Below are 22,996 nucleotides of genomic sequence, written 5' to 3'. Positions count from 1 at the left end.
GCGCTACCAGGGCGGACACCGACCTCCGCCTCGACCTCGACGGGAACCGCAAGGTGGCGGCACAACTTGGTCCCGGGTCGAGCGGGCGAGCGCCAGCGCACGGCGGGCCGTGTCCACCGCGGCGTCGTGCTCGCCCAGCCTCGCGTGCATCTGGCTCAACTCGTCCAGCGTGCAGAGCTGGCCAGTGGGTGAGTGGGTCTAGACGAAGTAGGCCAGCGCCTCCTGCAGGTGCTCCCGGGCTTCCGTCATCCGCCCCAGCATCCGCAGCGTCATGCCCAGGTTGGATCGGTTGCCCGCCGCGGACTGCCTGCCGGCCGGCCCTCGTTGATCCGCAGGGCCGCGGCGAAGAGCGCGGCGCCGACGATGAGGCGGCACACCCTCGCCAGGCCGGGGCGTCCTGGCGTGGTCAGTGCGTGGTCAGATCGGGCACCGCCGCAGTTCACGCAATGTTGATCATATGGGCAGAGGCTGTCCGGGCGAACAGACCCGTACCATCCTTGGGAGCCCCACACATGCGTGACAGCACTCGACTGCTCCGGCCCGGCCCGATCTTCCGGCGCGGCCGATCCGCCCTGGTCGCCGCGGTGGCCGCCGGCCTGCTGCTGGCTGGTGGGGCGGCCTCGCCGGCCGCCTCGGCCTCACCGGCCGACGACGCGGCCGGTTCGGCCGGCGCCCGACCGGGTACGCCGGTCCCGGTACAACTGTTGTCCATCACGGACCTGCACGGCTACTTCGGCGACTACACGACGACCGTGCCCGGAGCTCGGGCCGGCGAGCCGGCCCGGCAGGTCGGCGGCGGCGCCTACCTGACCGCGCACCTCAAGCAGCGCCAGGCCGGCCAGCGGAACTCGATCCTCTTCTCCGCCGGGGACGACTTCAGCGGATGGCCGAACGAGACCGGGTGGTTCTGGAACGAGCCGACCATCGAATACCTGAACTCGATCGGGCTGGACTTCTCCACCGTCGGCAACCACGAGATGGACCGGGGCTACGAGTTCCTCCGGCACATGGACGACGGCACCTGCCGGTGGCGGCCCGACAACGACATCTGCTTCACCGACTCCACCGGCCGGCGGTTCCACGGCGCGGACTACGACTACTACTCCGGCAGCCTGGTGGACGACCGCAGCGGCAAGCCGAAGCTGCCGCCGTACCACGTGGAGTACGTCAGCGACGGGCGCGGCGGCCGGCTGCCGGTCGGCTTCGTGCACGCCACCACCAAGCTGATGTCCGAGGAGCAGATGTCCTACACCCCGGAGGGCTTCGACTTCCTCGACGAGGCCGACACGGTCAACAAGTACGCGGCGGTGCTGCGCCGGCAGGGCGTACGGGCCATCGTGGCGGTCATCCACGAGGGCTTCTCCCAGCAGTCCGGTGCCGGGTACGACGAGTGCGTCAACCCGTTCGGCCCGATGGTCGACGCCAACGCCCGGATCACCCCGGACGTCGACGCGATCGTCACCGGACACTGGCACGCCCTGGTGAACTGCATGCTCCCCGACCCGGCCGGCAACCCGCGCCCGGTGGTGGAGGCGGCCAACCACGGCCGGCTGTTCAACGAGATCAACCTCCAGCTCGACCCGCGTACCGGCGAGGTGCTGCGGGACCGGACGACCTCGGTCAACCACGCCAACACCCAGGACGTGACCCCGGACCCCGAGACCCTGCGGATCGCCGACTACTGGCGGGCGGAACTGGCGAAGCGGTCGAACCTGCCGGTCGCGCGGGTGACCGCCGACCTGACCCGGGCACCGGGCGACAGCGCCGAGTCGACCATGTACAACGTCACCGCCGACGCGTTCCTCTGGGCCGCGAACCGGGACGGCAGGGCCGACCTGGCGGTCGCGATGCCCGGCATCCTGCGCCGGGACGTCCGCTACGCCGCCGACCCGGCCAACCCGGCCGACGTACCGGGCCGGGTGCTCTTCTCCGAGCTCGCGCTGGGCACCGTCTACGACAGCGGCATCGGGGTGGGGCTGGTCCGGGGCGACGTGACCGGCGCGCAGCTCGACCAACTGTTGGAGAGTCAGTGGCAGCAGGCGGCGGACGGCACGGTGACGTACCGGCAGATGGCGGTGTCGGACAACGTCCGGTACCGCTACGACCTCTCCAGGCCGGTCGGCGACCGGGTCGACCCCGGCAGCGTGCGGATCGGCGGGAAGCCGCTGAGGCTCGGGTCGACGTACCGGATCGCGACCCTGGCGAACAACTTCTTCGCCAAGAACGCCACGCCCGGCTTCACCGCGCTGTTTGAGGCGCGCAAGCAGGACCGCAGCCTGTACAACGGCGGTGACGCCCTGTGGCGCTACCTGGAGAGGATGTCCCCGGTCCGCCTACCCGCGCTGGACCGGGCGACCCCGGCACTGTCCCGCTGACGCGGGTCGGCGACACCGGTCCGGGTGCGGGCGGCCAGGCACCGTCCGCACCCGGCCCGACCCGGCATGGAGCGGAGCCCGTCGGCGGCGGCACGGGGTACGGTATGTCCCGTACCGCACAGGTACGGCCGGACCCCGAAGGCTGCTCGTGACTCTTCGCTACGACCTGCTGGGCCCGCTGATGGTGGCTCGCGACGACGGTCACGCCGTCCCGTTGGGCCCGGTCAAGCAACGTCTGCTGCTCGCCGCCCTGCTGCTGCGCCCGAACGAGATCGTCGGTGTCGACGAACTGTTCTCCGTACTCTGGGCCGACACACCACCGGCGTCGGCGGCCGCCAACCTGCGCGCCTATGTACTGGGCCTGCGTCGGTGCCTGAACGACGACGACGGCCCGTCGCGGCTGCCCGCCGTGACGGGCGGATACCTTCTGCGGGTCGAGCCCGGGGAGCGGGACCTGGACCGCTTCGACGCGGCGGCGTCGCGCGGCCGACGCGCGCTCGCCGCGAACGACCCCACCGGCGCGGCCGTCGAACTCGCAACGGCCGTCGGTACCTGGCGGGGGACACTGCTGGCCGACCTTCCGCTGCCGGGACCGTTGGCCCACCTGGCCGGTCAGTTGGAGGAGCGGCGAGCGCTCGCCGAGGAGGACTACGCCGACGCGTTGCTGGCCACCGGTGCCCTGGACACGGCGCTCCCCCGTCTGCGGGCTCTGCTGGACCGGCATCCGCTCCGGCAACGGGCCTGGGGTCAGTTGATGATGGCCCTGTACCACGCCGGCGACGTGGCGGGCGCGATCGAGGCGTTTCAGCAGGCCCGTCGGGTGCTGGCCGAGGAGACCGGCCTGGATCCGGCGCCGAGGCTCCGCCAGATCCACACCGAGATCCTGCGCCACGGCGAAATCCCCCAGCCGCGGCAAGCCCCGTCCACCGCCGGGCTGCCAGGACCGACACCGCCCGCCGCCGGTGGGGACGGCACGGCCAGCGGGTCGGAGCTGGCGGTCCCCCACGCCAGGACCGGCATGACGGCGATGTCCGGGCCTGGTGAGGGCAGCCGTCCGGGCGTCCTCGTCCCCCGGCAACTCCCGCCCGAGACCGCGGAATTTGTCGGACGCACCGCCCAGCTGCGCCAACTGTCCGAGCTGGCGGACGACCCGGAGCGGGCAGGGGTCGTCATATCGGTGATCACGGGCCCGGGTGGGGTGGGCAAGACGGCACTGGCGTTGCACTGGGCCAACGCCGTCGCGGACCGCTTCGTCGATGGCCAGCTCTACGTCAATCTCCGTGGCTTCGGTCCGAGCCGTTCGGTGACGAGCCCGAACGAGGCGATTCGTGGTTTCCTCGAGGCATTCGGCATCCCGTCCACCCGCATTCCGATCAGCCTCGACGCACAGGTGGGCCTCTACCGCAGTCTGCTCGCCAGCCGGCGGGTGCTGGTCGTGCTCGACAACGCGCTCCACGCGGAGCAGGTCCGACCACTGTTGCCGGGCACGTCGGGCGGCGTTGTCGTGATCACGAGCCGCAACCAGCTGTCGGGGCTGGTCGCGGTCGAGGGCGCCCACCCTCTGCCGATGACCGTGCCATCCCGTGCCGAGGCACGAGCCCTCCTCGCACATCGGCTGGGAAACGCACGCACGGATTCCGAGCCGGATGCGGTCGACGAGGTGGTCGAGAGGTGCGGCAGGCTGCCGCTGGCCCTCGCGATCGTCGCGGCCCGGGCCGTCACCGCGCCACGGTTGCCCCTTGCTCAGCTGGCTGCGGAACTGCGCGATTCCCGGACGGTCCTGGACATGGTCACCGGCGACAACGGGAGCAGAGATGTCCGGGCGGTCCTCTCCTGGTCCTATCAGGCGCAACCGGGGCCGGTCGCGCGGCTGTTCCGTATGCTGGGCCTGCACGTCGGCGCCGAGGTCAGCGTCGAGGCGGCGGCCAGTCTGGTCGGCCTGCCGGCCGGCGAGGCACGGCGCGCCCTGGCCGAACTCACCAGCGCCAATCTCATTGACGAGCACCGTCCCGGCCGCTACACGCTGCACGACCTCATGCGCGCGTACGCGGCCGAACTCGTGACGCAGACGGAGACCGAGGACGAACGTGCGGCCGCCCTACGTCGGTTGTTCGACCACTACCTCCACTCGTCCCGTTCTGCGGACCGGCAGATCGCACCACAGCTCGATCATCAACTGGAACCGCCGGTTCCCGGAGTCACCACCGTCGCGAGCCCCGACCACGAACGGGCCGTCGCGTGGTTCAAGACCGAACATCAGGCCCTGCTCGCCGCGAACGAACGCGCCGCCGATCTGGGAATGCCGGAACTCGTCGCGCCACTGACCTCGACCCTCGAGTCCTACCTGCACATGTCCGGGCGACTCCTGGACTGGGTCACCATCCGGAGGTCCGCCCTGCGGACAACTCTCTCTCTGGGGGATCTCGCCGGCCAGGCGGCGGCACACCTGGGCCTGGGTCGCGCCCACAGCAAGCTCGGCCGGTACGACGACGCGGACGTCCATCTCCGAAAGGCGCTCGACCTCTACCGCACGGTCGGCAACGCGACCGCCCTGGCATACGCACACCTCGCGCTCAGCCACACCCTCGAGCGCAGCGGCCGGATACCCGCGGCGCTGGAGCACGCCCACAGTGCGCTCGACCAGTTCGTGGCCGAGACGCACCAGGCTGGTACGGCCCGTGCCCTGAACGCGGCAGGCTGGTGCCACGCCCTGCTCGGTGACCACACCCGTGCCCTCCCCCTGTGCGAGCAAGCGCTTCGGCTCTACCAGGAGCTGCGCATCATCCTCGGCGAGGCGAACACCTGGGACAGCCTCGGCTACATCCATCACCATCTGGGCGACGCGGCACGAGCAATTCACTGCTACGAGCAGGCACTCCGGCTGTCCCGCCGGGCCGACAGCCGTTTCTACGAAGCCGAGACACTGTTCCGGCTGGGCGACGCCTACCAGAGCGGCGGGAGGCATGCGGACGCCCACGCCGCCTGGCGACAGGCGTTGGAGATCTTCGAGCTCACCAGCCACCCGGACGCCGGCAAGCTCCGCGCGAGGCTGTCCAGGGTGGCGGACCTGCCGGTGCGCCCAACCTGACGCCCGTGCCGGGTGCGGCGCCTGTCCGGTACAAATGGACGGGTGCTTATGCGCTTCGACCTTCTTGGTCCGCTGGTGGTCTGGCGCGAGGGCCGACCGGTTTCGCTCGGCTCGGTGAAGCAGCGTCTGCTGTTGGCGGCCCTGCTGATGCGGCCGAATGAGGTCGTCGGTACGGAGGAGCTGGCCGCGGTGTTGTGGGCCGACGAGTCTCCTCCGTCAGCGGCGGCCAACCTGCGTACCTACGTGCGGGGGTTGCGGCGGTCGCTGGGGGGCGGCGAGTCGTGGGCGGGGATCGCCGCCTCGGCCGGTGGCTACCGGCTCCGGGTGGGTCCCGACGAGCGGGATCTGGACCGATTCGACGCGGCTGCGGCCCGCGGCAGGGACGCGCTCGCCGCCGGAGACGCGGTCCGGGCCGAGAACGAGCTCACCACCGCCGTCGCCATGTGGCGCGGCGCGGCGCTTGCCGATCTGCCGCCACGTCCACTGCTGGCCCGACGGGTCCGGCAACTGGAGGAACGGCGGATGGTCGCCGAGGAGGACCTGGCCGAGGCGATGTTGGCGCTCGGCTCGTCGGCCGAGGTGGTCCAGCGGCTTCGGGCCCTGCTCGATCGGCATCCGCTGCGGCAGCGGGCGTGGGGTCAGCTGATGCTCGGTCTGTACCGCATCGGCGACGTGGCCGCCGCGCTCGACGCGTTCCGGCAGGCGCGGCAGGTACTGGCGGAGCGGGCCGGTCTGGACCCGACGCCACAGCTGACCCGGCTGCACAACGACATCCTGCACCACCGCCCGACGACGCATTGCCGGATCCACTCAGTGGACATCCCGCGCAACTGCCGCTCGCGGTGTCCGGATTCGTGGGCCGCAGCGCTGAACTCGCCACCCTTGACACACTCCTCGACAGCCAGGCCCAGGAACCGACGACGGTGGCCATCGCCGCGTTGTCCGGTATGGCCGGCGTCGGTAAGACCGCCCTGACCCTGCACTGGGCACACCGGGTCGCCGGACACTTTTCCGACGGCCAGCTCTACGCGAACCTTCGCGGATACGACGACGCCGACGTGGTGTCCCCGGCCGATGCCCTGCTCGGCTTCCTCGAGGCACTCGGCGTGCCCCACGACCGGATCCCGGCCAGCATGGAGGCACGGAGCGGCCTCTACCGCGGGCTGCTGGCCTCCCGCCGGATGCTCGTGGTGCTCGACAACGCACGCGACTCCGCCCAGGTACGTCCGCTGTTGCCGGGCACCGGCAGATGTGTCGTCGTGGTCACCAGCCGCGACCAGCTCAGCGGCCTGGTCGCCGCGGAGTGCGCCGTACCGCTGACGCTGGACGTGCTCACCCCCGAGGAGTCGATGAACCTGTTGGCCAGCCGGCTCGGCGCCAACCGACTCGTCGCCGAGCCCGCCGCTGCCGCCGGCATCATCGCCGCCACCGGCCGACTTCCACTCGCCCTGTCGATGGTGGCCGCCCGCATCGCCACGCACCCCTCGTTCCCACTCGACGCCTTCGCCGCCGAACTGCACGCGGCCGAGGCGAGACTCGACGCCCTGGCGAACGGGGATGCCCGGCGCGTCTTCTCGTGGTCATACCTGGCGCTGAGCCGGGACTCGGCACGACTGTTCAGACTGCTGGGACTGCATCCGGGCCCGGATCTGACGGCCGACACGGCCGCGGCGCTCGCCGGAGTGTCCGTACCGGCGGTCGTACCGGCGCTGCGTGAACTGACCCGGCTCCACCTGTTGACCGAACACGTACCGGGCCGGTACGCCTTCCACGATCTCCTGCGGGGTTACGCGGGCGAACTGGCGGAATCGTCGGAGCACACCGACGAGCAGGTGGCCACCCGGCACCGGTTGTACGACCACTACCTGCACAACGCCTATCCGGCCGCCCTGCTGCTCCAGCCGCAGTGGGCGCCGATCGACCCGGTGCCTCCACTGTCGACGCACGCGGGCCGACCCGTGACCGACCACGACACCGCACTCGCCTGGTTCGCGGCGGAGCAGCACGTGCTGCTCCGTCTGGTCGTCCAGGCCGCCGAGACGGGATTCGAGGCGTACGCCTGGCAGATCGCCTGGACGCTGAACACGTTCCTCGCACCGCGCGGTCTCTGGCAGGAGCAACTCGCCAGCCAGCAGGTCGCGCTCGCGGCCGCCGAGAAGATCGACGACATCGCCGGGCAGGCCGCGACCAACCGACTGCTGGCCCGTGCGTTCACTCGGCTCGGCCAACACGACACCGCCGAGTACCGGCTGAGGCGCGCACTCGAACTACACGAACGCCTCGGCGATCCGACCGGCCAGGCACAGACCCTGCACAACTACTGCGAGCTCTGCTACCTGTGCGGCCGGCTGGACGAGGCACTCGCGCACGGCCGCGAGGCGCTGCGGCTCTACCGGCTGTCCGGCAACGGAGCCGGGGAGGCACGGACGCTGAACGCGATCGGCTGGTTGCACGCCAGCGCGGGCGACTACGCCCAGGCCATCGCGAGCTGCACGGAGGCTCTCGCCCAGCAACAACGCAGCGGCGACCGTAACGGCCAGGCGGCGACGCTGGACAGTCTCGGCTTCGCGTACCACCACCTCGGCGAACACGATCGGGCACTGGGCTGCTACGAACAGGCGATTCAGCTCTTCCGCGACTCCGCGGACCGGTACCACGAGGCCGAGACCCTCATTCGGCTCGGCGACACGCGGGAAGCGATTGCCGACCTTCCCGGGGCGGCGGCCGCATGGCGGCGAGCGGCGCGGATCTACGACGATCTGGGCGATCCGGCGGCGGAGGAGACCCGCCGCCGTCTTGACCGCCTGGGTTGATCCTCCGGTCAGCCGACGCCGGAGGGGCGGCGGAGGGCTGCTGGTCGAGGTGCACCCCACCTGGGAAGAGCGAATGGTGGGCGGTCGCCCTGTACGCCAGTTGTACCGGGGATGTACGCACCCCGCCGTACGGTTCTACCGTCCGTACTGCCCCATCGGCGAGCACTCCATACCCGGGATGCGCGACGCGGCGCAGAGCGCGGACGACGGAACGCTCAGCTACTCGAATCTGGAGGACCTGTACTCATGCGTAAATCCATCGTGGCCGCCGCTACGGCGCTGACCGGTCTCGCCTTGGCGGGAGTTGTCATGCCCGCCGGGCCGGCGACCGCGGCGCTCAGCGACGTTCCCGCGGACTGCGGGGTCTCCACGGCGGCGTACCGATTCGACGGGCAGCGCCTCAGCTACGTCTACTCCGACAGGACGACCAGTACCAGGGCCTACGCCAACGACATTCTCGGCTGGGTGCCCTCGGCGCACCAGCAGATCGGCGGCGCCGGTGACGACACCATCTTCCGCAGCACCGAGTACGCCGCCCATCCGACCAACGGTCGGCTCTACATCGTGCGCCGTCAGGGCGAACTCGTCGACGGCGAGTGGAGAATCATGGAGTCGAGCGCCGGCATCCTCGCATCCGGGTTCGCCGACACCCGCATCCTCGCGTCGGCGTCGCCGTACCTCTACCGCGTGGCCGGCAGCTCCCTCTACCGCTACACGGAAACCTACGTGGACGACGTGTTCACGCTGTCGTCGCCGGTGAGGCTGACCAGCTCAGGCTGGGACGGGGTCAACACGCTGACCTACGAGCGCACCGAAGGTACCGGCAGCGCCGCCGTGGACGTGCTGATCGGTACCAAGGCCAACGGGGAACTCAAGGAGTGGCGAATCAACCGGGCCACCCCGACGACGATCACCTCGACGGTGTTGCGGGCGAGCGGCTGGGCGGCCTTCACCAGCCTCAGCACCGGGTACTGTGACGCGCACCCCAACGGTCGGCCGCTGCTCGCGATCAAAGCCGACGGCACGGCCTCCGTGCACTTCGACGCCAACAAGACGGACGGGGTCGGCACAGACATCAAGGGCGGCTCCCTCGGTGCGCTCGGGTGGACCGCAAGGGCCTACGGCCAGTAGCGGGACACCCCGGGTTCGTCCGGGGTCGCCGCCGCGTGGACTTGTCCGAGGCGTGGTGCCGACGATCCCTGTCCGGGGTCGTCGGCACGGCCGTGCACCCAGCCACCGTCCCCGACTCCGACCGGAGACCACGCGGTGATGGTGGTTCGCCTGGTCCGGTTCCGACCCTGCTACTCGTCGAACACCTCGAACCGGTCCAGGAGCACACCGGGCTCGTCGGACATGACAACGGCCTCCAGCTCGAGCAACGGTATCGCGTCGTTCCCGTCGTCGTCCTGTTCGACGAATGGCCGGCCCACGTAAGGGTTTCTGCTGGTGCCGGTGGGGTCGGGGTTGTAACGCCAGCGCGCGCGGCGGTGGCGCCGGGCGATCTCGCCGACGTACCAGATCGCCCCCTGGACGAAGTCGTCGTTCACCGGATCGCGCAAAGCGTCCCTGGTCGGGATCTGGCGTCGTACGACCTGCTCCAGTGTCAGCAACGACTCCGGACTGAAGTCCAGTTCGTCGGGCCGGCCGGTGGCGGCGGACCACTCGGGGAACATCCGTTCACGGGTGGTCAGCCACTGTACGAGCCATGGATCGGTCGAGGCGGCGTCCGAGGTCTCAGTGCCCAGCGCCGGCCGATCGGTGCGACGCGGTTCCCACGAGGGATCCTCGTACCGGCGGGCGGTCGCCAGCGCCCGGACACGTTCGTACTCGGCCGGCCACACCGTCCCGGTCCGTTGTACAAGGGCGTCAAGGACGAGCCGCATCGGCTCGGCCGTTTCGCCGACGCCGAGGCCGGTGACGGGGAGGTCGGAGTCCGGGTCCCAGGTCCAGGCGCCTCCGCCGACGGTGAGCAGTACCTCCCCGAGGTAGCCGCCGACCGCTTCGGCCAGTCCCTCGCGCGGCGGTCGCCCGGCCGGTGTCTCGGCGAGCAGGGCGTGTTCGAGGTTGCGCAGCGACTCGACGGAATGATCGAGGGGCTTGTCGGGTCCGACGACAAAATCCTGGAGTCCCGCGAGCATCGGCTCGAGGCGCTCGCGCCAGTCGTTCAGCTTGGCGTCGGTCACGTCCTGCATGGCGGTCACCGGAGCAATGACACCTTTCCATCGTGGGTTGCGACCGACGTCGGCGTCCCCGGAAGTGGTCCGGGGACGCCGCCCGGGGACGCGGTCACAGGCGGCCGCGGGCGGACCTGGTGCGGTGGGCCGTTTCCGCCGGCCCGGCGTCGAAGAAGGACCGCCATTCGATGGCCTGCCGGTGGGTCGGGTTGCCGCTGAGGGTCGCCGCGTGCAGTCCGGTGACGTCCAGCAGCGGTCGTAGCTGCCGCCACTGGTCGAACGACAGCTCCAGGTACACCAGCGACGGCAGGTCGGCCAGGACGGCCAGGTCGGCCACGTCGGCTCTGGCAAGGGACAGGCCGTGCAGGTTCGCGACGGTCCGCAGCGGCGTCAGGTCGCACGGCGCGGCACCCTGGGTCAGGCCCAGCGAGCGCAGGGTCGGGTGGCCGGCCAGTGGGGTCAGGTCCGACTCCGGGTTCACGTGAAGGTGTTCCACCGGAAGCTCCCGCAGCGGTGTGAGGTCCGCCTTGGCGGTCATCGACAGCGAACGCAGCCGGTGCAGCCCGGCGAGCTCCGCGGTGTCCACGGTGCCGTAGTACAGCCGCAGTTCCTGTACCTCCGGCAGCTGCCGCAGCGGCTCGAGGTCGATCTCGCCGCCGCGCCTCTCCAACCGGAGGTCGGACCGGCTGACGACCGGACGCGGCCCGCCGGCCAGCACCGCGGTGACCGACTCGGCCACGTACCCGGGTCGGGTGCTCCAGTCGACGCCGACGTTGATGACCTGGCCCGGCCGGCCGTGACGGGCCGGCGCGAGGTCGACCACGAGGAAGTTGCCGCCGGAGTCATCGGCGATCGGAATCCATCCGGGGTGGCCGCTCGCCCGGCGGATCGTGTCGGCCGGGTCGGCGTCGAGAATGACCCGGTTCCACACGCCGGGCCAGGAGCTCTCGGCCGGGGCCGAGGTGATCTCGTACATGTCGGTGAGTTCGGCGAGGGAGTACCGGTTCCAGCCGTCGATGGTGCCGCCCCCGTCGGCGAGCGCGTACAGAGCCCGCAGGTCCGGCGGCAACCGGTGGCCCAGCTTCGCCTCCACGGCCGCGATCTGATCCTCGGCCGCACCGGGAGGCAGGTCTCCGTCGGCCTGGTCCAGCAGCAACGCGACCGCACGGTCGGGATCACCGGCGTACGTCGGGTCCAGGACGACGGGCTCGGGATCGAGCGTTTCCGACGGCAGGTCGGTGCGGAGCACGACGGTGTACGAGTTACCGACACCCGACCCGCGCAGACCGAACCGGGCGACCGCGTCGAACTCGCCGTCAGCGTCGACCGTCAGGTGCACCGCGGCCTGCCGGAACGTGGTGCCCTCCGCGAGCCGGCCGAACAACTCGATCATCGGGGAGGCGATCCCGGCATGGTCCATCTCGGGAACGTGGACTCCGGAGCCGTCCGCGGTGCGGTACCGCACCCCCTCGCCGCCGTGACCCCGGGCGACCAGGTCGACCGACAACGTGGCGGTGCGCCAGCCGGCCGGACCGTGGTCGAACAGGAGCCGGGCGGCGTCGCGCAGGGCCTCCGAGCCGGCGTCGCCGGGCGCGGTGTCGTCCGCGGAAGCAATCATGACCGACACCGTACCGTCGCCCCTCCGAGAGGATTGGCGCGCTCTCCCGAGCCGTTCGGCCCCGGCTGGCGACCGGTACGCGACGGTGGCTCAAACAGTTCCTCAACCAGCGCGCCCCGTGGAACTGGACGTCGGTGTTGCCCGCTGTGGCCCACGTACTCCTGGTCGCCGATGTTCCGGTACCTGTGGCGTCGACAATGGACGCGATCGCGCGTCGTTCTCTCGCCCAAGTCCGACGACCCGACCGGACCCTTCGCCTACCTGCACAAACATGCTTTCGTCGGCCCTCAACCTCTTTGGGGCGTTTCCGGAATATTTCCGGAAGTTGTTGACACTGTGGCCAGCCGGTATCGATACTGACCTTTCCAGCCGCATACATGGACATCGATCACCGGCGTCGTGCATCGAGGAGGACGCGTGAACGGCAGCCTGAGACAGCGTAGAAAAATTGCGAGAACAGCCTTGCCGACAGCGGTGTTGTTGCTGGTGGGCGGCACTGTGATGGTCCAGTCCATCGACCCGGCCGCCGCGGCCGAGACCACGTTGCGGGCCGCGGCCGCCAACGCCGGGCTGTTCTTCGGCGTCGCCGCCTCACCCAACCGGCTGTACCCGGTCGTCGGTCAGGAATTCAACCAGCTGACTCCCGAGAACGACATGAAGCCGGACAGGATCGCCACGTCGAGCGGCGGCCTGCAGAACACCAGCGGCGCGGACACCCTGGTCAACCACGCCCAGAGCAACAACATGCTGGTCCGTGGCCACACGTTGGTGTGGCACTCGCAGGCCGGCGCGCTGCAGGGAGCCAGCCAGGCGACGCTGAACACCTTCATCGGCAACGCCATAAACCGCTGGGGCAGCAGGATCGCGTACTGGGACGTCGTCAACGAGGCGCTGGAGGACAACAACACCGGCCGACGCCGGAACCAGTGGCCGCACACCATGAACCGGGACGCGAACGGCGACGGTGACTTCTTCGACGCCGGCGACACCGACGTCATCCGGGACTCGTTCATCCGCGCCAAGCAGGTCGTGCAGGCCGGCGGGCTGACCACCAAGCTCTGCATCAACGACTACGACGTCGAGGGCCTGACGGTGCAGGGCGGCACCCAGAACCGCAAGGCCAACGCACTGTACGACATCGTCCGCAACTACCGGCAGTACATCGACTGCGTCGGGTTCCAGGCGCACTTCAACGACAACCCGAACAGCATCATCACCAGCGACCTGCAGGCCAACATCCAGCGCTTCGCCGACCTCGGGGTCGAGGTGCACCTCTCCGAGGTGGACATCGACGACGACCTGAGCAACAACGACATCGGCGCGGGCCAGGCGGAGAACTACCGCAAGGTCGTCCGGGCCTGCCTGAACGTCGCGAAGTGCACCGGCATCACCGTGTGGGGCATCTCCGACAGCGAGTCGTGGCGCTCCTCCGAGCGGGGCCTGCTGTTCACCGGCGGCAACGGGAGCTACCAGAAGAAGGCCGCCTACCACGCGGTCCTCGATGAGCTGAACAAGGGCCGCAACTCCACCCCGCCGACCACCCCGCCGGTGACGCCGTCCGTCCCGCCGACCACACCACCGGTCGACCCGACCACTCCGCCGCCGACGACCCCGCCGGTGACGTCCGCCCCGCCGACCACGCCACCGAACCCGACAACCGGCTGCTCCGCCACGGTCTCGCTGAACTCGTGGACCGGTGGCTTCGTCGCCACCGTACGGGTCACCGCCGGCACCTCGCCGATCACCGGGTGGAGCGTCCAACTCACCCTGCCGTCCGGGGCCACGGTGACCAACACCTGGAACGCCAACCGCAGCGGCAGCAGTGGCACGGTGCAGTTCAGCAACGTCAACTACAACGGCTCGGTGAACGCCGGCCAGTACACCGAGTTCGGCTTCCAGGGCTCCGGCACCGCCACCGGCCTGACGCCGGTGTGCACCGCCTCCTGAAGCACCACCTGTCCTGGGCGGGCGGCTCGCGCCCGCCCAGGACAGCCGAGACGGTGATGGCCGGGTTCTCCCCCACCACCGGCGTCATTCATGTCGTTCGACGGCGTGCTGGAATCACCGGTCAGCCCTTCACCGCTCCGGCGGTGAGCCCCTCGGTCAGGAAGCGCTGCCCGAAGGCGTACATGATCACCACGGGGATGCTGACGAGCAGCGACGCGGCGGCGAGCTGCCCCTGCGGTACGACGTCCCCGGTGATCATCGACTGCATCCCCACCGGGAGCGTCTTGTACTCGTCCTTCGTGATGAACACGAAGGCGAAGAGGAACTCGTTCCAGGCGTTGGTCAGGGTGAACAGCGCGACCGCCAGCAGCCCCGGCTTGGCGAGGGGCAGCACCACCCGGCGGAACGCCTGGACGCGGGTGCAGCCGTCGACCAGCGCGGCCTCCTCCAGCTCGACCGGGATCGACGAGAAGTACCCGGTCAGCAGCCAGGTGGCGAACGGAAGCGTGAAGGTCGGGTACGTCAACACCAGAGACCACAACGAGTCGGTCAGCCGCACCCCGATGAGCAGCTGGTACAGCGGGATGAACAGCAGTGCGCCCGGCATCACGTAGGTGATCAGCACCGTGACGGTGAAACCCTGCGCCCCGCGGAACCGCAGCCGGGCCAGCGCGTAGCCGGCCAGGACGGCGCAGACCAGCGCCACCACGGTCGACGCCGCGGACACCAGTACCGTGTTGAGATACCAGCGCCCGAACGGCTGGTTGCTGAACAGGGCGCTGAACTGCTCCAGGGTCCACGGCGTCGGCCACAGGTCGTTCCCACGCATGACGACCTGGCCCTCGGACTTGAAGGCGGTGACGGCGATCCAGTACATCGGGCCGAGCACGAAGGCGAGCAGGCCGGCCAGCGCGACACCGGAGCCCAGGCCCGACACGAGGGACGACGCACGGCGACCTCCCCGGGTCTGGAACGCCGAGGCCACCCGACCGACCGCCGCCGCGATCAGCAGGATCACCCCGAGGACCACCGCCGCCTTCCAGAAGATCTGCGGCGACGCCCAGAGCAGCAGACCGGTGACCGCCGCGGTGACGACCCACGGCAGCGCCTTCCGTACCGTCCGGCTGTGCCGCAGTGGCTTGGTACCGGTGTCCTGGCGCAACAACCGGACCAGGATGAACACCAGCCCACCGATGATCGGCATCATGACGAGGGTGACCGCCGCCCCCGCCCCGTACTGCAACTGCTGGATCGCCTTGGAGTAGGCGACGAGCACGTACGGCGCGGTCACGTCGCCCGGGCCGCCCTGGGTCAGCAACCAGATGAGGTCGAAGTTGTTGAACGTCCAGATCGACGACAGGGTCACCGTCACAGTGATCACGTGGCGCAGTCCGGGCAGCGTCACGTGCACGAACCGCTGCCACGCCGAGGCGCCGTCGATGGTCGCCGCCTCGTACTCCTCCGCGGGGATCGCCTTCAACCCCGCGAGGAAACAGACGGTGAAGAACGGCACGCCCTTCCAGACGTTGACCAGGATCACGGACGGCATGGCCAGCGAGGCGTCGGACAGCCAGCCCGCCGGCCAGCTGTCGACCAGATGTGCGGAGGCCAGCAGCGGCCCGATCCCGGAGGCGGTGAGCAGCGTGTTGACGCTGCCGAAGATCGGGTCGAGCAGGGAGCGCCAGCTGAACGCCGTCACCACCGTCGGCACCACCCACGGCACCAGGAGCAGCCCGGTCAGCAGGGCCCGCCCACGACGCATGTGGTGCAGCAGCAGCGCCGCGGCCAGCCCCAGCACCACCTTGAACACCTCGGCGTACGCGGTGAAGACGAACGAGTTCACCACTCCCGTGTGGAACTGCTCGTCACCGACGAGGGCGAGGTAGTTGCCCAGGCCGACGAACACGCTGTCCGCGCCGTGCCGTTCCGTGGTGCTGGTGGCGACCGACTGGGCGATCGGCACCAGCACGAGCGCCCCGACCAGCACGGCCGTGGGCGTCAGGAACAGCGCCGCCAGCCGCCAGTCACGACCCAGCCGCCGCTGGACGGTGGTGAGGGAGCCGGACCCCGGCGGCGAGGATGCCCTCGGCACCGGGGCCGGCGATGAACGAACCGACCTCACTGCGGCAGCCCCTGCTGCGTGAAGATCTGCACCATCTTCGCGTGCGCGGCCGCCACTGCCTGCGCGGGCGCCGTTCCCTGGATGACCTCCTGCATCATGTCGGTGAGGACGTAGGCCGCGACGACGGCCTGCTGGCCGGCGCTGGCCTTCTGCGGAAAGGCCAGGCCGTTCCTGGTGGACAGCGGCAGCGGCTGCTGGGACATGGTGCGCAGCATGGCGAAAGCCGGGTCGCCGCCGGTGAAGAACGGGTCGGCGTCCCAGACCTTCTCCCAGGCCGGCATCGCCAGGCCGGGCGCCTCCTTGGCCACCCCGACCAGCGCCGGCCCACTGACCAGATACTGCGCCAGGAGCTTGGCGAGCGCGGGGTTCTTGGCGCCCTTGAAGACGACGAAGCCCTGGGACTGGCCGAACAGCAGGGGTTTGTCGGTCGCCGGCCCGATGCAGTCGGAGAAGACGTGGGTGTTGCCGTACACCGGGTTCTTCTTGGTCTTGGAGTCCGCGTAGACGCTGAACTGGTTGCGGGTGTAGCCGGTGACCCCGGCGAGCCAGTTCTCGTTGTTGCTGGTGTCGGTCCAGCTGGCCACCCCGGGTGGCAGCATCGGCGTGTACCTGGGGTTGGTGTAGATGTCTGCCAGGAAGGTCACCGCCTGCACCGTCTCGGGCGAGTTGAACGTGACCTTCCGGCCGTCGTTGGAGGCGATCGCCCCGCCGTACGAGTTGATCAGTGCCTCGATCATGCCGTTGCCGTCACCGGACCGGTTGACGGTCATGCCCCAGCCGAACCGGCGCTTGGTCGGATCCGAGATCGCCAGGCACAGGTCCCGCAGCTCCTCCCAGCTGTAGACGTCCTTGGGGGTGATGCCCTTGTCCTGCATCCAGTCCTTGCGCAGGAAAGACCCGATCCCGATGAAGTGGTACGGGATCGCGAACCACTTGCCGTCGAAGACGCAGAAGTGCTTGGCCTCCGCGCAGGGCTCGCCGTACCTGGCTGTCAGCGCCTCGACGACGTCCGTCACGTCCTCCAGGTCGCCCAGCGCCTGGAACTGCGCGACGAACCGAGAGTCGGTCATGAACGCCAGGTCACGCGCCACGCCGCCCTCGACCTCTGCGTGGATCTTGGCCACCACGTCACCGGCGTCGGCCTGGACCAGACTGTTCTCGATCTTCGTGCCGGTGCTGTCGGCGAATTTCTTGATCGAACCGTCGAGCACCTCGTTCGCCGCCGCCGAATACAGCTTCTGCGACAGCATCCCCATCGACGAGCCCTTCAACGACGCCGCGGCGTCGAGCAGCTCCTTCGGTACCTCCGCCTGCGCCCTCGGCGGCGACTCCGAGCCGCCCCCGCACGCGGCCAGACCGGCCGCGCCGAGCACCCCCACCCCCATTCCCAGAAAGCCGCGCCGGGACCACAACGGGTTGTCCTCCATGGCCACTCGCCTTCCTCTCCCCTCACCGCCGCACGCCGGAGGGGGCCGGAAGGCCTGCCGCCTCCCTTGTCGCCACCTGCGAACCGCACACGAGGACAGATCGCCCGAACGGGGTGGTCGCAGCCCGCCTCTGCCGCACAGTCATCGGAAAATCGCCCCGGTGCGCGGCCGGCCTTCCCCCCGACTTGCCCCCGAGACATACGCACCGCCGGCCCGGAACGTCGGCCTGCCCGGCAGTGGGCTCACCTTACATATTCCAAAAGGTTGCGCCTAGAGGGATGAAGCAAAGTGTGGACGGCAGAGCCATTGGTAGCCGTCAAACCCCACAACCGACATCGGGCACGGCCCTCGGGTCCACACCATTCGGCATCGACGATGTCACTCTTCGTTGTGGCGTCGAGGTCCACCGATAGGGTGCTCGCGATGTCGCTCTGCCGACCGCCTGGCCCTCGCGATCCGAAGACGTTCAACGACGACCGTCGAGGGCACAGACGTACTCGACAGCGGGCGGCCCGGTGGAACGCGCTCGACAGCGGTCACGGCGCCCCGCCGCGGACCCGTCGATCAACGTGACAGTTGAAGCTCGCTAGCTGTCGGCACTGCGCTCGTCCCCTGTCCGCAGTGCCGACAGGCGTCGCGCCGGCGCAGGTGGTAGGCGACGGCGGCCGTACCGAGAGCGGCGCCCCAGAGCACCCAGGCCACGCTGGGCAGACGCAGACCCCACCCGTCACCGATCGCGGGGTCCCAGAGCATCATCAGCCCGGCCGGGATGAGGATGACGGCGACGAGGGATGCCGGAACGGTGGCGAGTGCCGGCGGTACCCGTTTCCCCGCCTTGAACCAGATCCACCGTGGGTAGACCTCGCCCCACCGGGCGACCAGACCGTGGGTGAGTACGCCACCGAGCGCCGACGCGACGGCGCAGCCCAGCCCGACCTCGAGCATGCCGTCGGTGTCCTGCATCATCGTCAGAAAGTCCCGGCTGATGCCGAGCGGGTGGCCGAGGTACCAGGCCACTCTGGTGATCTCGTAGGGCAGTGGCGCCAGGCAGGCGACCGCGACCGCCCAGCGCCCCCACCGCAGCAGCGTCTGCCGGGACGGGCCGTCGCCGGCCGGTCCGTGCCGACGCCCGCAGTGCTGACATGCCGCACGCCTCCGCCGCTGGTAGGCGAGCGTGGCCGCGGCCCACAACAGCCCGCCCACGAACAGGATGATCAGGTTCGTGCGGTGCCAGTACAGGATGTCACCGACGCCGTCCTGCGGGCCGGGCACGCCGGTGAAGGCGAACACCACCAGCAGCGGGCCGAACGCCACAAGGGCGATCAGGGTGTAGTCCGGGATGATCAGGGTCAGGCCGACCGCCACGATCCAGCCGAAGGCGACCATCGCCGCCGACTGGCGGCGGGAGCCCACGCCTCGGGCCATCGCCAGCGCGACAACCGTGCCGAGCAGGCCGAGCACCGCCATGAGCGGTGCGGTGACCTCGACCGGGCTGCCCTCCAGAATCGAACTTGAGCTGCGGTCGTCGTCGATCGGCGCGAACGGGAAGCCGTCGCCGCCGGCCGTCCAGTACAACCCGAGCATGGCGTACATCAACGACCAGCCGGCCGCCACGTACCCCGACCAGGCCGGCCAGCGCCGCCACCACACGGTGCGCGCCGTGACCGGCGCCGGGGAGATCCGCTCAGTCACCATGGACGACGAACCCCCCGGTGCGAACCTGGTGGCGGGGCTGACCCGGATACTCCACGTCGAAGTCGAGACACCTCGTCGGCGGCCGGTCCGGCCCGCCCCGGGCCTGGATGAACGCCACCTGGTCCGGCCGCGCACCACCACCGTCGAGGACCTTCATGTAGAACGCGTGGTTCTTCATCGGTCCCACCCCCTCGGGCACGACCGCGGTGAACAACGCGACATTTCCCGTGACCCGCAGGCAGGTCACGTCGGCCCAGCCCTGCCCCAGCAGCGAGCCGTCCGGAAGCAGGTGCCGGAACCAGAAACGGCCGCGCGACTCCCCGTCCACCGCAGCCGAGGCCGCCACTCCGAACCACACCGGATGCCCGAGTGCACCCGGCTCACTGAGCACCACCTGCCCGAGGCCGGCCAATTTCGCGTGATCGGCCGGCGCTGCCTGCGCGACGGACGGCGTCGTCAGGACACCCACGGCGGCGATGGCCGCCACCCTCACCCATGGAGACATGTCACTCCTCGTGATCGCGCGGCGTCGCCCGCCGCTGCCTCTCCAGCCTCGGCCGTGCCGGGTGTACGCCACCATCTGCCGATGTGGCGAGGCGAGCACGCCGGCCGCGCTGTCCTATGCCGATCGGCATACGGCGAGGCCCACCTACGATCGAACGATGACGCGTCGGTACCTCGGCTGGATCAGCATGGCGGCCAGCGGTTCCGTACTGTGTGTGACGTTCGTGGTCGACCTCGGCAGCCCGCCGTACCTCTTCCCGCTGCTGATGGCCGTGCTCGCCGCGCTGGCGGCCGTCGCGGTCCGGTGGGGGCCGCACCAACACCTCGCCCCTGCTGCCGGGCTCGCCGGGGCCACGATGGCGCTGGTGCTCTGGTCGTTCACCGACGGGATGGCCACCGCGCCACGGCTCGCCGCGGCGGCGGTCTGGACGCTGCCCGCCGTTGTCGCGGTCGTCGTCGGCGGCTACCCCCGGCTGATGGTGCACCAGCGGGCCGTGGCCGTCGAGCAGGCCCGACAGGCCCAACGTTTGCAGGTGGCGCGTGACCTGCACGATTTTGTCGCCCATGACGTCAGCGGGATCGTGGCGCAGGCCCAGGCGGCCCGCTTCGTCGCCGACAGCCGGCCCGAGGCGGCCGGTCCGGCACTGGCGCGTATCGAGGCCGCCGGTCTGGCCGCCTTGGCCACGATGGACCGGATGGTCGGCATGCTGCACGAACCGGACGGCGTCACGGTACGGCCGCTGCCCACGCTGGATGACCTGCCGGGGCTCGTCGACCGGTTCCGCGCCGCCGGTCACCTCGATGCGCGACTCGTGCAGAATTCCCGGACAGCCGAGGTGCCACGCGACAGCGCCATGGTGGCGTACCGGATCGTGGTCGAAGCCCTGACCAACGTCCGGCGGCACGCGTCGACAGCGACCCGGGTCGACGTCTCCGTCACCGGCGACGCCTCCGGTGTCGAGGTACGGGTCCGCAACGACACGGCGGGGCCGCCGCCCCAGCAGGGACGCGACAGGCACGGTGGGTGGGGCCTGTCCGGCCTACGGGAGCAGGTCGCCGCGGCTGGCGGCACCCTGTCGGCCGGGCCGTGTGAGGGTGGCTGGGAAGTCGTCGCCGTCATCCCGGCGGTCGCGGCATGAACAGCACCCGGGTCCTGCTCGCCGACGATCAGCCGGACGTACGCAGCGGCTTCCGCCTCGTCCTGGACTCCCAGCCCGACATCACGGTGGTCGGCGAGGCCACCGACGGAACCACGGCCCTCGCCCTGGCCCGCAGGCTGCGACCCGACGTCGTGCTCACCGACATCCGGATGCCCGGCATCGACGGGCTGGAACTGACCCGGCTGCTCAGCGAAGCAGGCCAGCGGGTGGTCGTGGTCACCACCTTCGACCTCGACGAGTACGTGGACGCCGCGCTGCGCAACGGCGCTTGCGGTTTCCTGCTCAAGCGGTCCGGGCCGGCGCTTCTCGTCGAGGGGGTCCGTGCCGCGATGGCCGGCGACGCGCTGATCAGTCCGCAGGTCACCGTCCGGCTGCTGCGCGCGGTGACCAAGGGTGACCGGCCCCCGGTGCCCAACCCCCTGACAAGCCGCGAGACCGATATCGTGCGGCTGGTCGCTCAGGGTCTGACCAACGCGCAGATCGGCGCGGAGCTGTTCATCTCCGCCGGCACCGCCAAGACCCACGTGGCGAACATCCAGGCGAAGCTGGGGCTGACCAACCGGGTGGGCATGGCCGCCTGGGCGTGGCGGGCCGGTCTGGCCGACCCGTAGGCCGGACAGGTCGTCGCCGTCGCGCCTTCGGCGGAGAGCGCGCGGGGTGGGGTCTCGTCGACGTGCCGTCGCGACCGGGCCGTCGAGGGCCGACCCACCGCGCGTTCGGCTCTGCGTACCTGATCGCGCGGTTCCCCGCCAGCGACGCCATCCTGCGCCCGGACCGCTACGGCGGGTCCGTTCCCCGGTGACCCGGAGCACCGCCCCGTGGACCGGTCATCTGCTCACCGGGTCGCCGGCACGGTACACCGCGAGCGGGCGGCGCAGTACCGTGATGTCCCTCGTCGGGTCGCCGTCCACGACCAGCAGGTCGGCCTCGAATCCGGGGCGGACGCGGCCCTTGCACCGCCCCAGGCCACACACCTCGGCGCCGACGGAGGTGGCCGTGGCGAGAGCGGCGGTGGCGGGAATGCCGCACGCGACGTACTCGATGAGCGTCTCCGGCAGGATCCCGTGCGGCTTTGCGGGGCCGAGGCCCGCGTCCGAACCGGCCACCAGGCGGACCCCGGCCCGGTGCAGGGTGGCGAGGCCCTCGCGCATCGTGGCCTCGCTGAGCCCGGCCCGCGCCGCCATCGCCACCACCTCCGGCGGCGTGACCACGGCCGGGTCGGTGCCGAGCGTGACACAGACCGCCACCCCGGACGCGGCCAGGCGGTCCGCGAGTTCGTCGGGGACGTGGGCGCCGGTCGCGGTCACGCACGTGCAGTGCTCGATGCCGTCGACGCCGACGCGCAGCGCCTGCTCGACCGCGCTGAGCGCGTGTGCGTGCGCGGTCACCGGCAGGCCCAGTTCGTGCGCCCGGGTCAGCGCGGCGGTCAGCTCCTGGTCGGTGAACTGCGGTCGGGTGGTGTCGGTGCCGGGAGTGAAGACCCCGCCGCTGGCCATGACCTTCACCAGGTCGGCACCGGCCGCCGCCCGCTGGCGCACGGCCTCACGGATCCCGTCGACACCGCTCGCCTCGCCCCCCAGCGACCAGCAGTGCCCACCGACGCTGGTGACCGGCGCGCCCGCCCCCAGCACCGTTGGCAGGTCGTCGCGCACCTTCCGGTCCCGCCACCGGAGCACCGCGCCGCGTCGGTCGCCCAGGTCCCGGACGGTGGTGACACCGGCCGCCAGGTGCGCGCGCAGTGACGCCTCGACGACCGGGTCGAGGTCCGTCTCGGGAAGCTCGGCGAGCCGGCCGAGCGCGTCGGGCCCGGCGTCGGCGCACAGGTGCACGTGCGCGTCGACCAGGCCGGGCAGCAGGGTGCCGTCCGGCTCCTCACGCACCGGCCAGCCCGCCGGCGCCTCGGCCCAGCCCCGGTGTACGTCGGCGATGCGCCCGCCGTCCAGCAGGACCAGCACGCCACCGTCCACGAACCGCTCGCCGTCGAACATCCGCGCCGCCCGGACAGCATGTTTCGTCACCGAACCTCCCCGTTGAGTCGCACCGTGGTGGCCGGACTTCCAGCGCTCTGCCACG

General features: G+C 70.6%; 15 protein-coding genes. 8 read left to right on the top strand and 7 right to left on the bottom strand.

Going from position 1 to position 22,996, the window contains the following annotated elements; translation table 11 throughout:
• Positions 1–512 precede the first annotated feature (512 nt).
• The 5 genes from V1633_RS28045 to V1633_RS28025 all read left to right on the top strand — a co-directional run bounded on the left by V1633_RS28045 (position 513) and on the right by V1633_RS28025 (position 9,407).
• On the top strand, positions 513–2,375 hold the full coding sequence (locus tag V1633_RS28045; RefSeq protein ID WP_331217274.1) for a bifunctional metallophosphatase/5'-nucleotidase: 1,863 nt from the start codon (positions 513–515) through the stop codon (positions 2,373–2,375).
• Between the two features lie 148 nt (positions 2,376–2,523).
• Positions 2,524–5,463 carry an AfsR/SARP family transcriptional regulator gene (locus V1633_RS28040; RefSeq protein WP_331217273.1) on the top strand — a complete coding sequence of 980 codons (2,940 nt, stop codon included), beginning with the start codon at positions 2,524–2,526 and terminating at the stop codon, positions 5,461–5,463.
• A 48-nt stretch (positions 5,464–5,511) separates the two neighbouring features.
• A complete protein-coding gene (locus V1633_RS28035) occupies positions 5,512–6,438 on the top strand; it encodes an AfsR/SARP family transcriptional regulator (RefSeq protein WP_331217367.1) in 927 nt (308 codons plus the stop codon).
• Positions 6,411–8,276, top strand: coding sequence for a tetratricopeptide repeat protein (locus tag V1633_RS28030; RefSeq protein WP_331217366.1), 1,866 nt, complete (start codon positions 6,411–6,413; stop codon positions 8,274–8,276). Before V1633_RS28035 ends, V1633_RS28030 begins: the two co-directional genes overlap by 28 nt.
• A gap of 246 nt (positions 8,277–8,522) precedes the next feature.
• Entirely contained in the window at positions 8,523–9,407 is an 885-nt protein-coding gene (locus V1633_RS28025) for a hypothetical protein (protein ID WP_331217272.1), read from the top strand.
• A 170-nt stretch (positions 9,408–9,577) separates the two neighbouring features.
• Here the strand turns inward: V1633_RS28025 and V1633_RS28020 are convergent, their stop codons facing one another.
• A complete protein-coding gene (locus tag V1633_RS28020) occupies positions 9,578–10,477 on the bottom strand; it encodes a hypothetical protein (RefSeq protein WP_331217271.1) in 900 nt (299 codons plus the stop codon).
• A gap of 85 nt (positions 10,478–10,562) precedes the next feature.
• Positions 10,563–12,068 (bottom strand): SMI1/KNR4 family protein, encoded by a 1,506-nt coding sequence (locus V1633_RS28015; RefSeq protein WP_331217270.1) that lies wholly within the window; start codon positions 12,066–12,068, stop codon positions 10,563–10,565.
• 501 nt (positions 12,069–12,569) lie between these two features.
• Here V1633_RS28015 and V1633_RS28010 point away from each other — a divergent pair.
• Positions 12,570–14,015 (top strand): endo-1,4-beta-xylanase, encoded by a 1,446-nt coding sequence (locus V1633_RS28010; protein ID WP_456238648.1) that lies wholly within the window; start codon positions 12,570–12,572, stop codon positions 14,013–14,015.
• A 121-nt stretch (positions 14,016–14,136) separates the two neighbouring features.
• Here the strand turns inward: V1633_RS28010 and V1633_RS28005 are convergent, their stop codons facing one another.
• The 4 genes from V1633_RS28005 to V1633_RS27990 form a co-directional block, all read right to left on the bottom strand.
• Positions 14,137–16,107: an ABC transporter permease gene (locus V1633_RS28005; protein ID WP_331217268.1), complete on the bottom strand. Its 1,971-nt coding sequence runs from the start codon at positions 16,105–16,107 to the stop codon at positions 14,137–14,139.
• Positions 16,108–16,133: 26 nt separating this feature from the next.
• A complete protein-coding gene (locus V1633_RS28000; RefSeq protein ID WP_331217365.1) occupies positions 16,134–17,564 on the bottom strand; it encodes an extracellular solute-binding protein in 1,431 nt (476 codons plus the stop codon).
• A gap of 564 nt (positions 17,565–18,128) precedes the next feature.
• On the bottom strand, positions 18,129–19,259 hold the full coding sequence (locus V1633_RS27995; protein WP_331217267.1) for an NYN domain-containing protein: 1,131 nt from the start codon (positions 19,257–19,259) through the stop codon (positions 18,129–18,131).
• A complete protein-coding gene (locus V1633_RS27990) occupies positions 19,249–19,764 on the bottom strand; it encodes a hypothetical protein (RefSeq protein ID WP_331217266.1) in 516 nt (171 codons plus the stop codon). Before V1633_RS27990 ends, V1633_RS27995 begins: the two co-directional genes overlap by 11 nt.
• Positions 19,765–19,921: 157 nt before the next feature.
• On the opposite strand from V1633_RS27990, the gene V1633_RS27985 reads away from it, so the two are divergent.
• Both V1633_RS27985 and V1633_RS27980 read left to right on the top strand, forming a co-directional pair.
• Complete coding sequence (locus tag V1633_RS27985; protein WP_331217265.1) at positions 19,922–20,902, top strand: sensor histidine kinase; 981 nt, start codon at positions 19,922–19,924, stop codon at positions 20,900–20,902.
• Positions 20,899–21,534: a response regulator transcription factor gene (locus V1633_RS27980; RefSeq protein WP_331217264.1), complete on the top strand. Its 636-nt coding sequence runs from the start codon at positions 20,899–20,901 to the stop codon at positions 21,532–21,534. Before V1633_RS27985 ends, V1633_RS27980 begins: the two co-directional genes overlap by 4 nt.
• A gap of 216 nt (positions 21,535–21,750) precedes the next feature.
• On the opposite strand, the gene V1633_RS27975 is transcribed toward V1633_RS27980, so the two are convergent.
• Positions 21,751–22,941, bottom strand: coding sequence for an amidohydrolase family protein (locus V1633_RS27975; protein WP_331217263.1), 1,191 nt, complete (start codon positions 22,939–22,941; stop codon positions 21,751–21,753).
• Between the last annotated feature and the right edge of the window lie 55 nt (positions 22,942–22,996).

Source organism: Plantactinospora sonchi, from assembly GCF_036422035.1.
GTDB classification, from domain to species: Bacteria; Actinomycetota; Actinomycetes; order Mycobacteriales; family Micromonosporaceae; genus Plantactinospora; species Plantactinospora sonchi.
Note: the sequence above shows the minus strand (reverse complement) of the source record. Positions and strands in the feature narration are given on the sequence as shown.

What these genes read in the sequence shown, in the direction of transcription:
- V1633_RS27980 (WP_331217264.1), top strand. Translation starts at nt 20,899, where the DNA reads ATGAACAGCACCCGGGTCCTGCTCGCCGACGATCAGCCGGACGTACGC.
- V1633_RS28030 (WP_331217366.1), top strand. Translation starts at nt 6,411, where the DNA reads ATGGCCGGCGTCGGTAAGACCGCCCTGACCCTGCACTGGGCACACCGG.
- V1633_RS28025 (WP_331217272.1), top strand. Translation starts at nt 8,523, where the DNA reads ATGCGTAAATCCATCGTGGCCGCCGCTACGGCGCTGACCGGTCTCGCC.
- V1633_RS27990 (WP_331217266.1), bottom strand. Translation starts at nt 19,764, where the DNA reads ATGTCTCCATGGGTGAGGGTGGCGGCCATCGCCGCCGTGGGTGTCCTG.
- V1633_RS28000 (WP_331217365.1), bottom strand. Translation starts at nt 17,564, where the DNA reads ATGGAGGACAACCCGTTGTGGTCCCGGCGCGGCTTTCTGGGAATGGGG.
- V1633_RS27995 (WP_331217267.1), bottom strand. Translation starts at nt 19,259, where the DNA reads ATGGTGACTGAGCGGATCTCCCCGGCGCCGGTCACGGCGCGCACCGTG.
- V1633_RS28035 (WP_331217367.1), top strand. Translation starts at nt 5,512, where the DNA reads ATGCGCTTCGACCTTCTTGGTCCGCTGGTGGTCTGGCGCGAGGGCCGA.
- V1633_RS28045 (WP_331217274.1), top strand. Translation starts at nt 513, where the DNA reads ATGCGTGACAGCACTCGACTGCTCCGGCCCGGCCCGATCTTCCGGCGC.
- V1633_RS28010 (WP_456238648.1), top strand. Translation starts at nt 12,570, where the DNA reads ATGGTCCAGTCCATCGACCCGGCCGCCGCGGCCGAGACCACGTTGCGG.
- V1633_RS27985 (WP_331217265.1), top strand. Translation starts at nt 19,922, where the DNA reads ATGACGCGTCGGTACCTCGGCTGGATCAGCATGGCGGCCAGCGGTTCC.
- V1633_RS28015 (WP_331217270.1), bottom strand. Translation starts at nt 12,068, where the DNA reads ATGATTGCTTCCGCGGACGACACCGCGCCCGGCGACGCCGGCTCGGAG.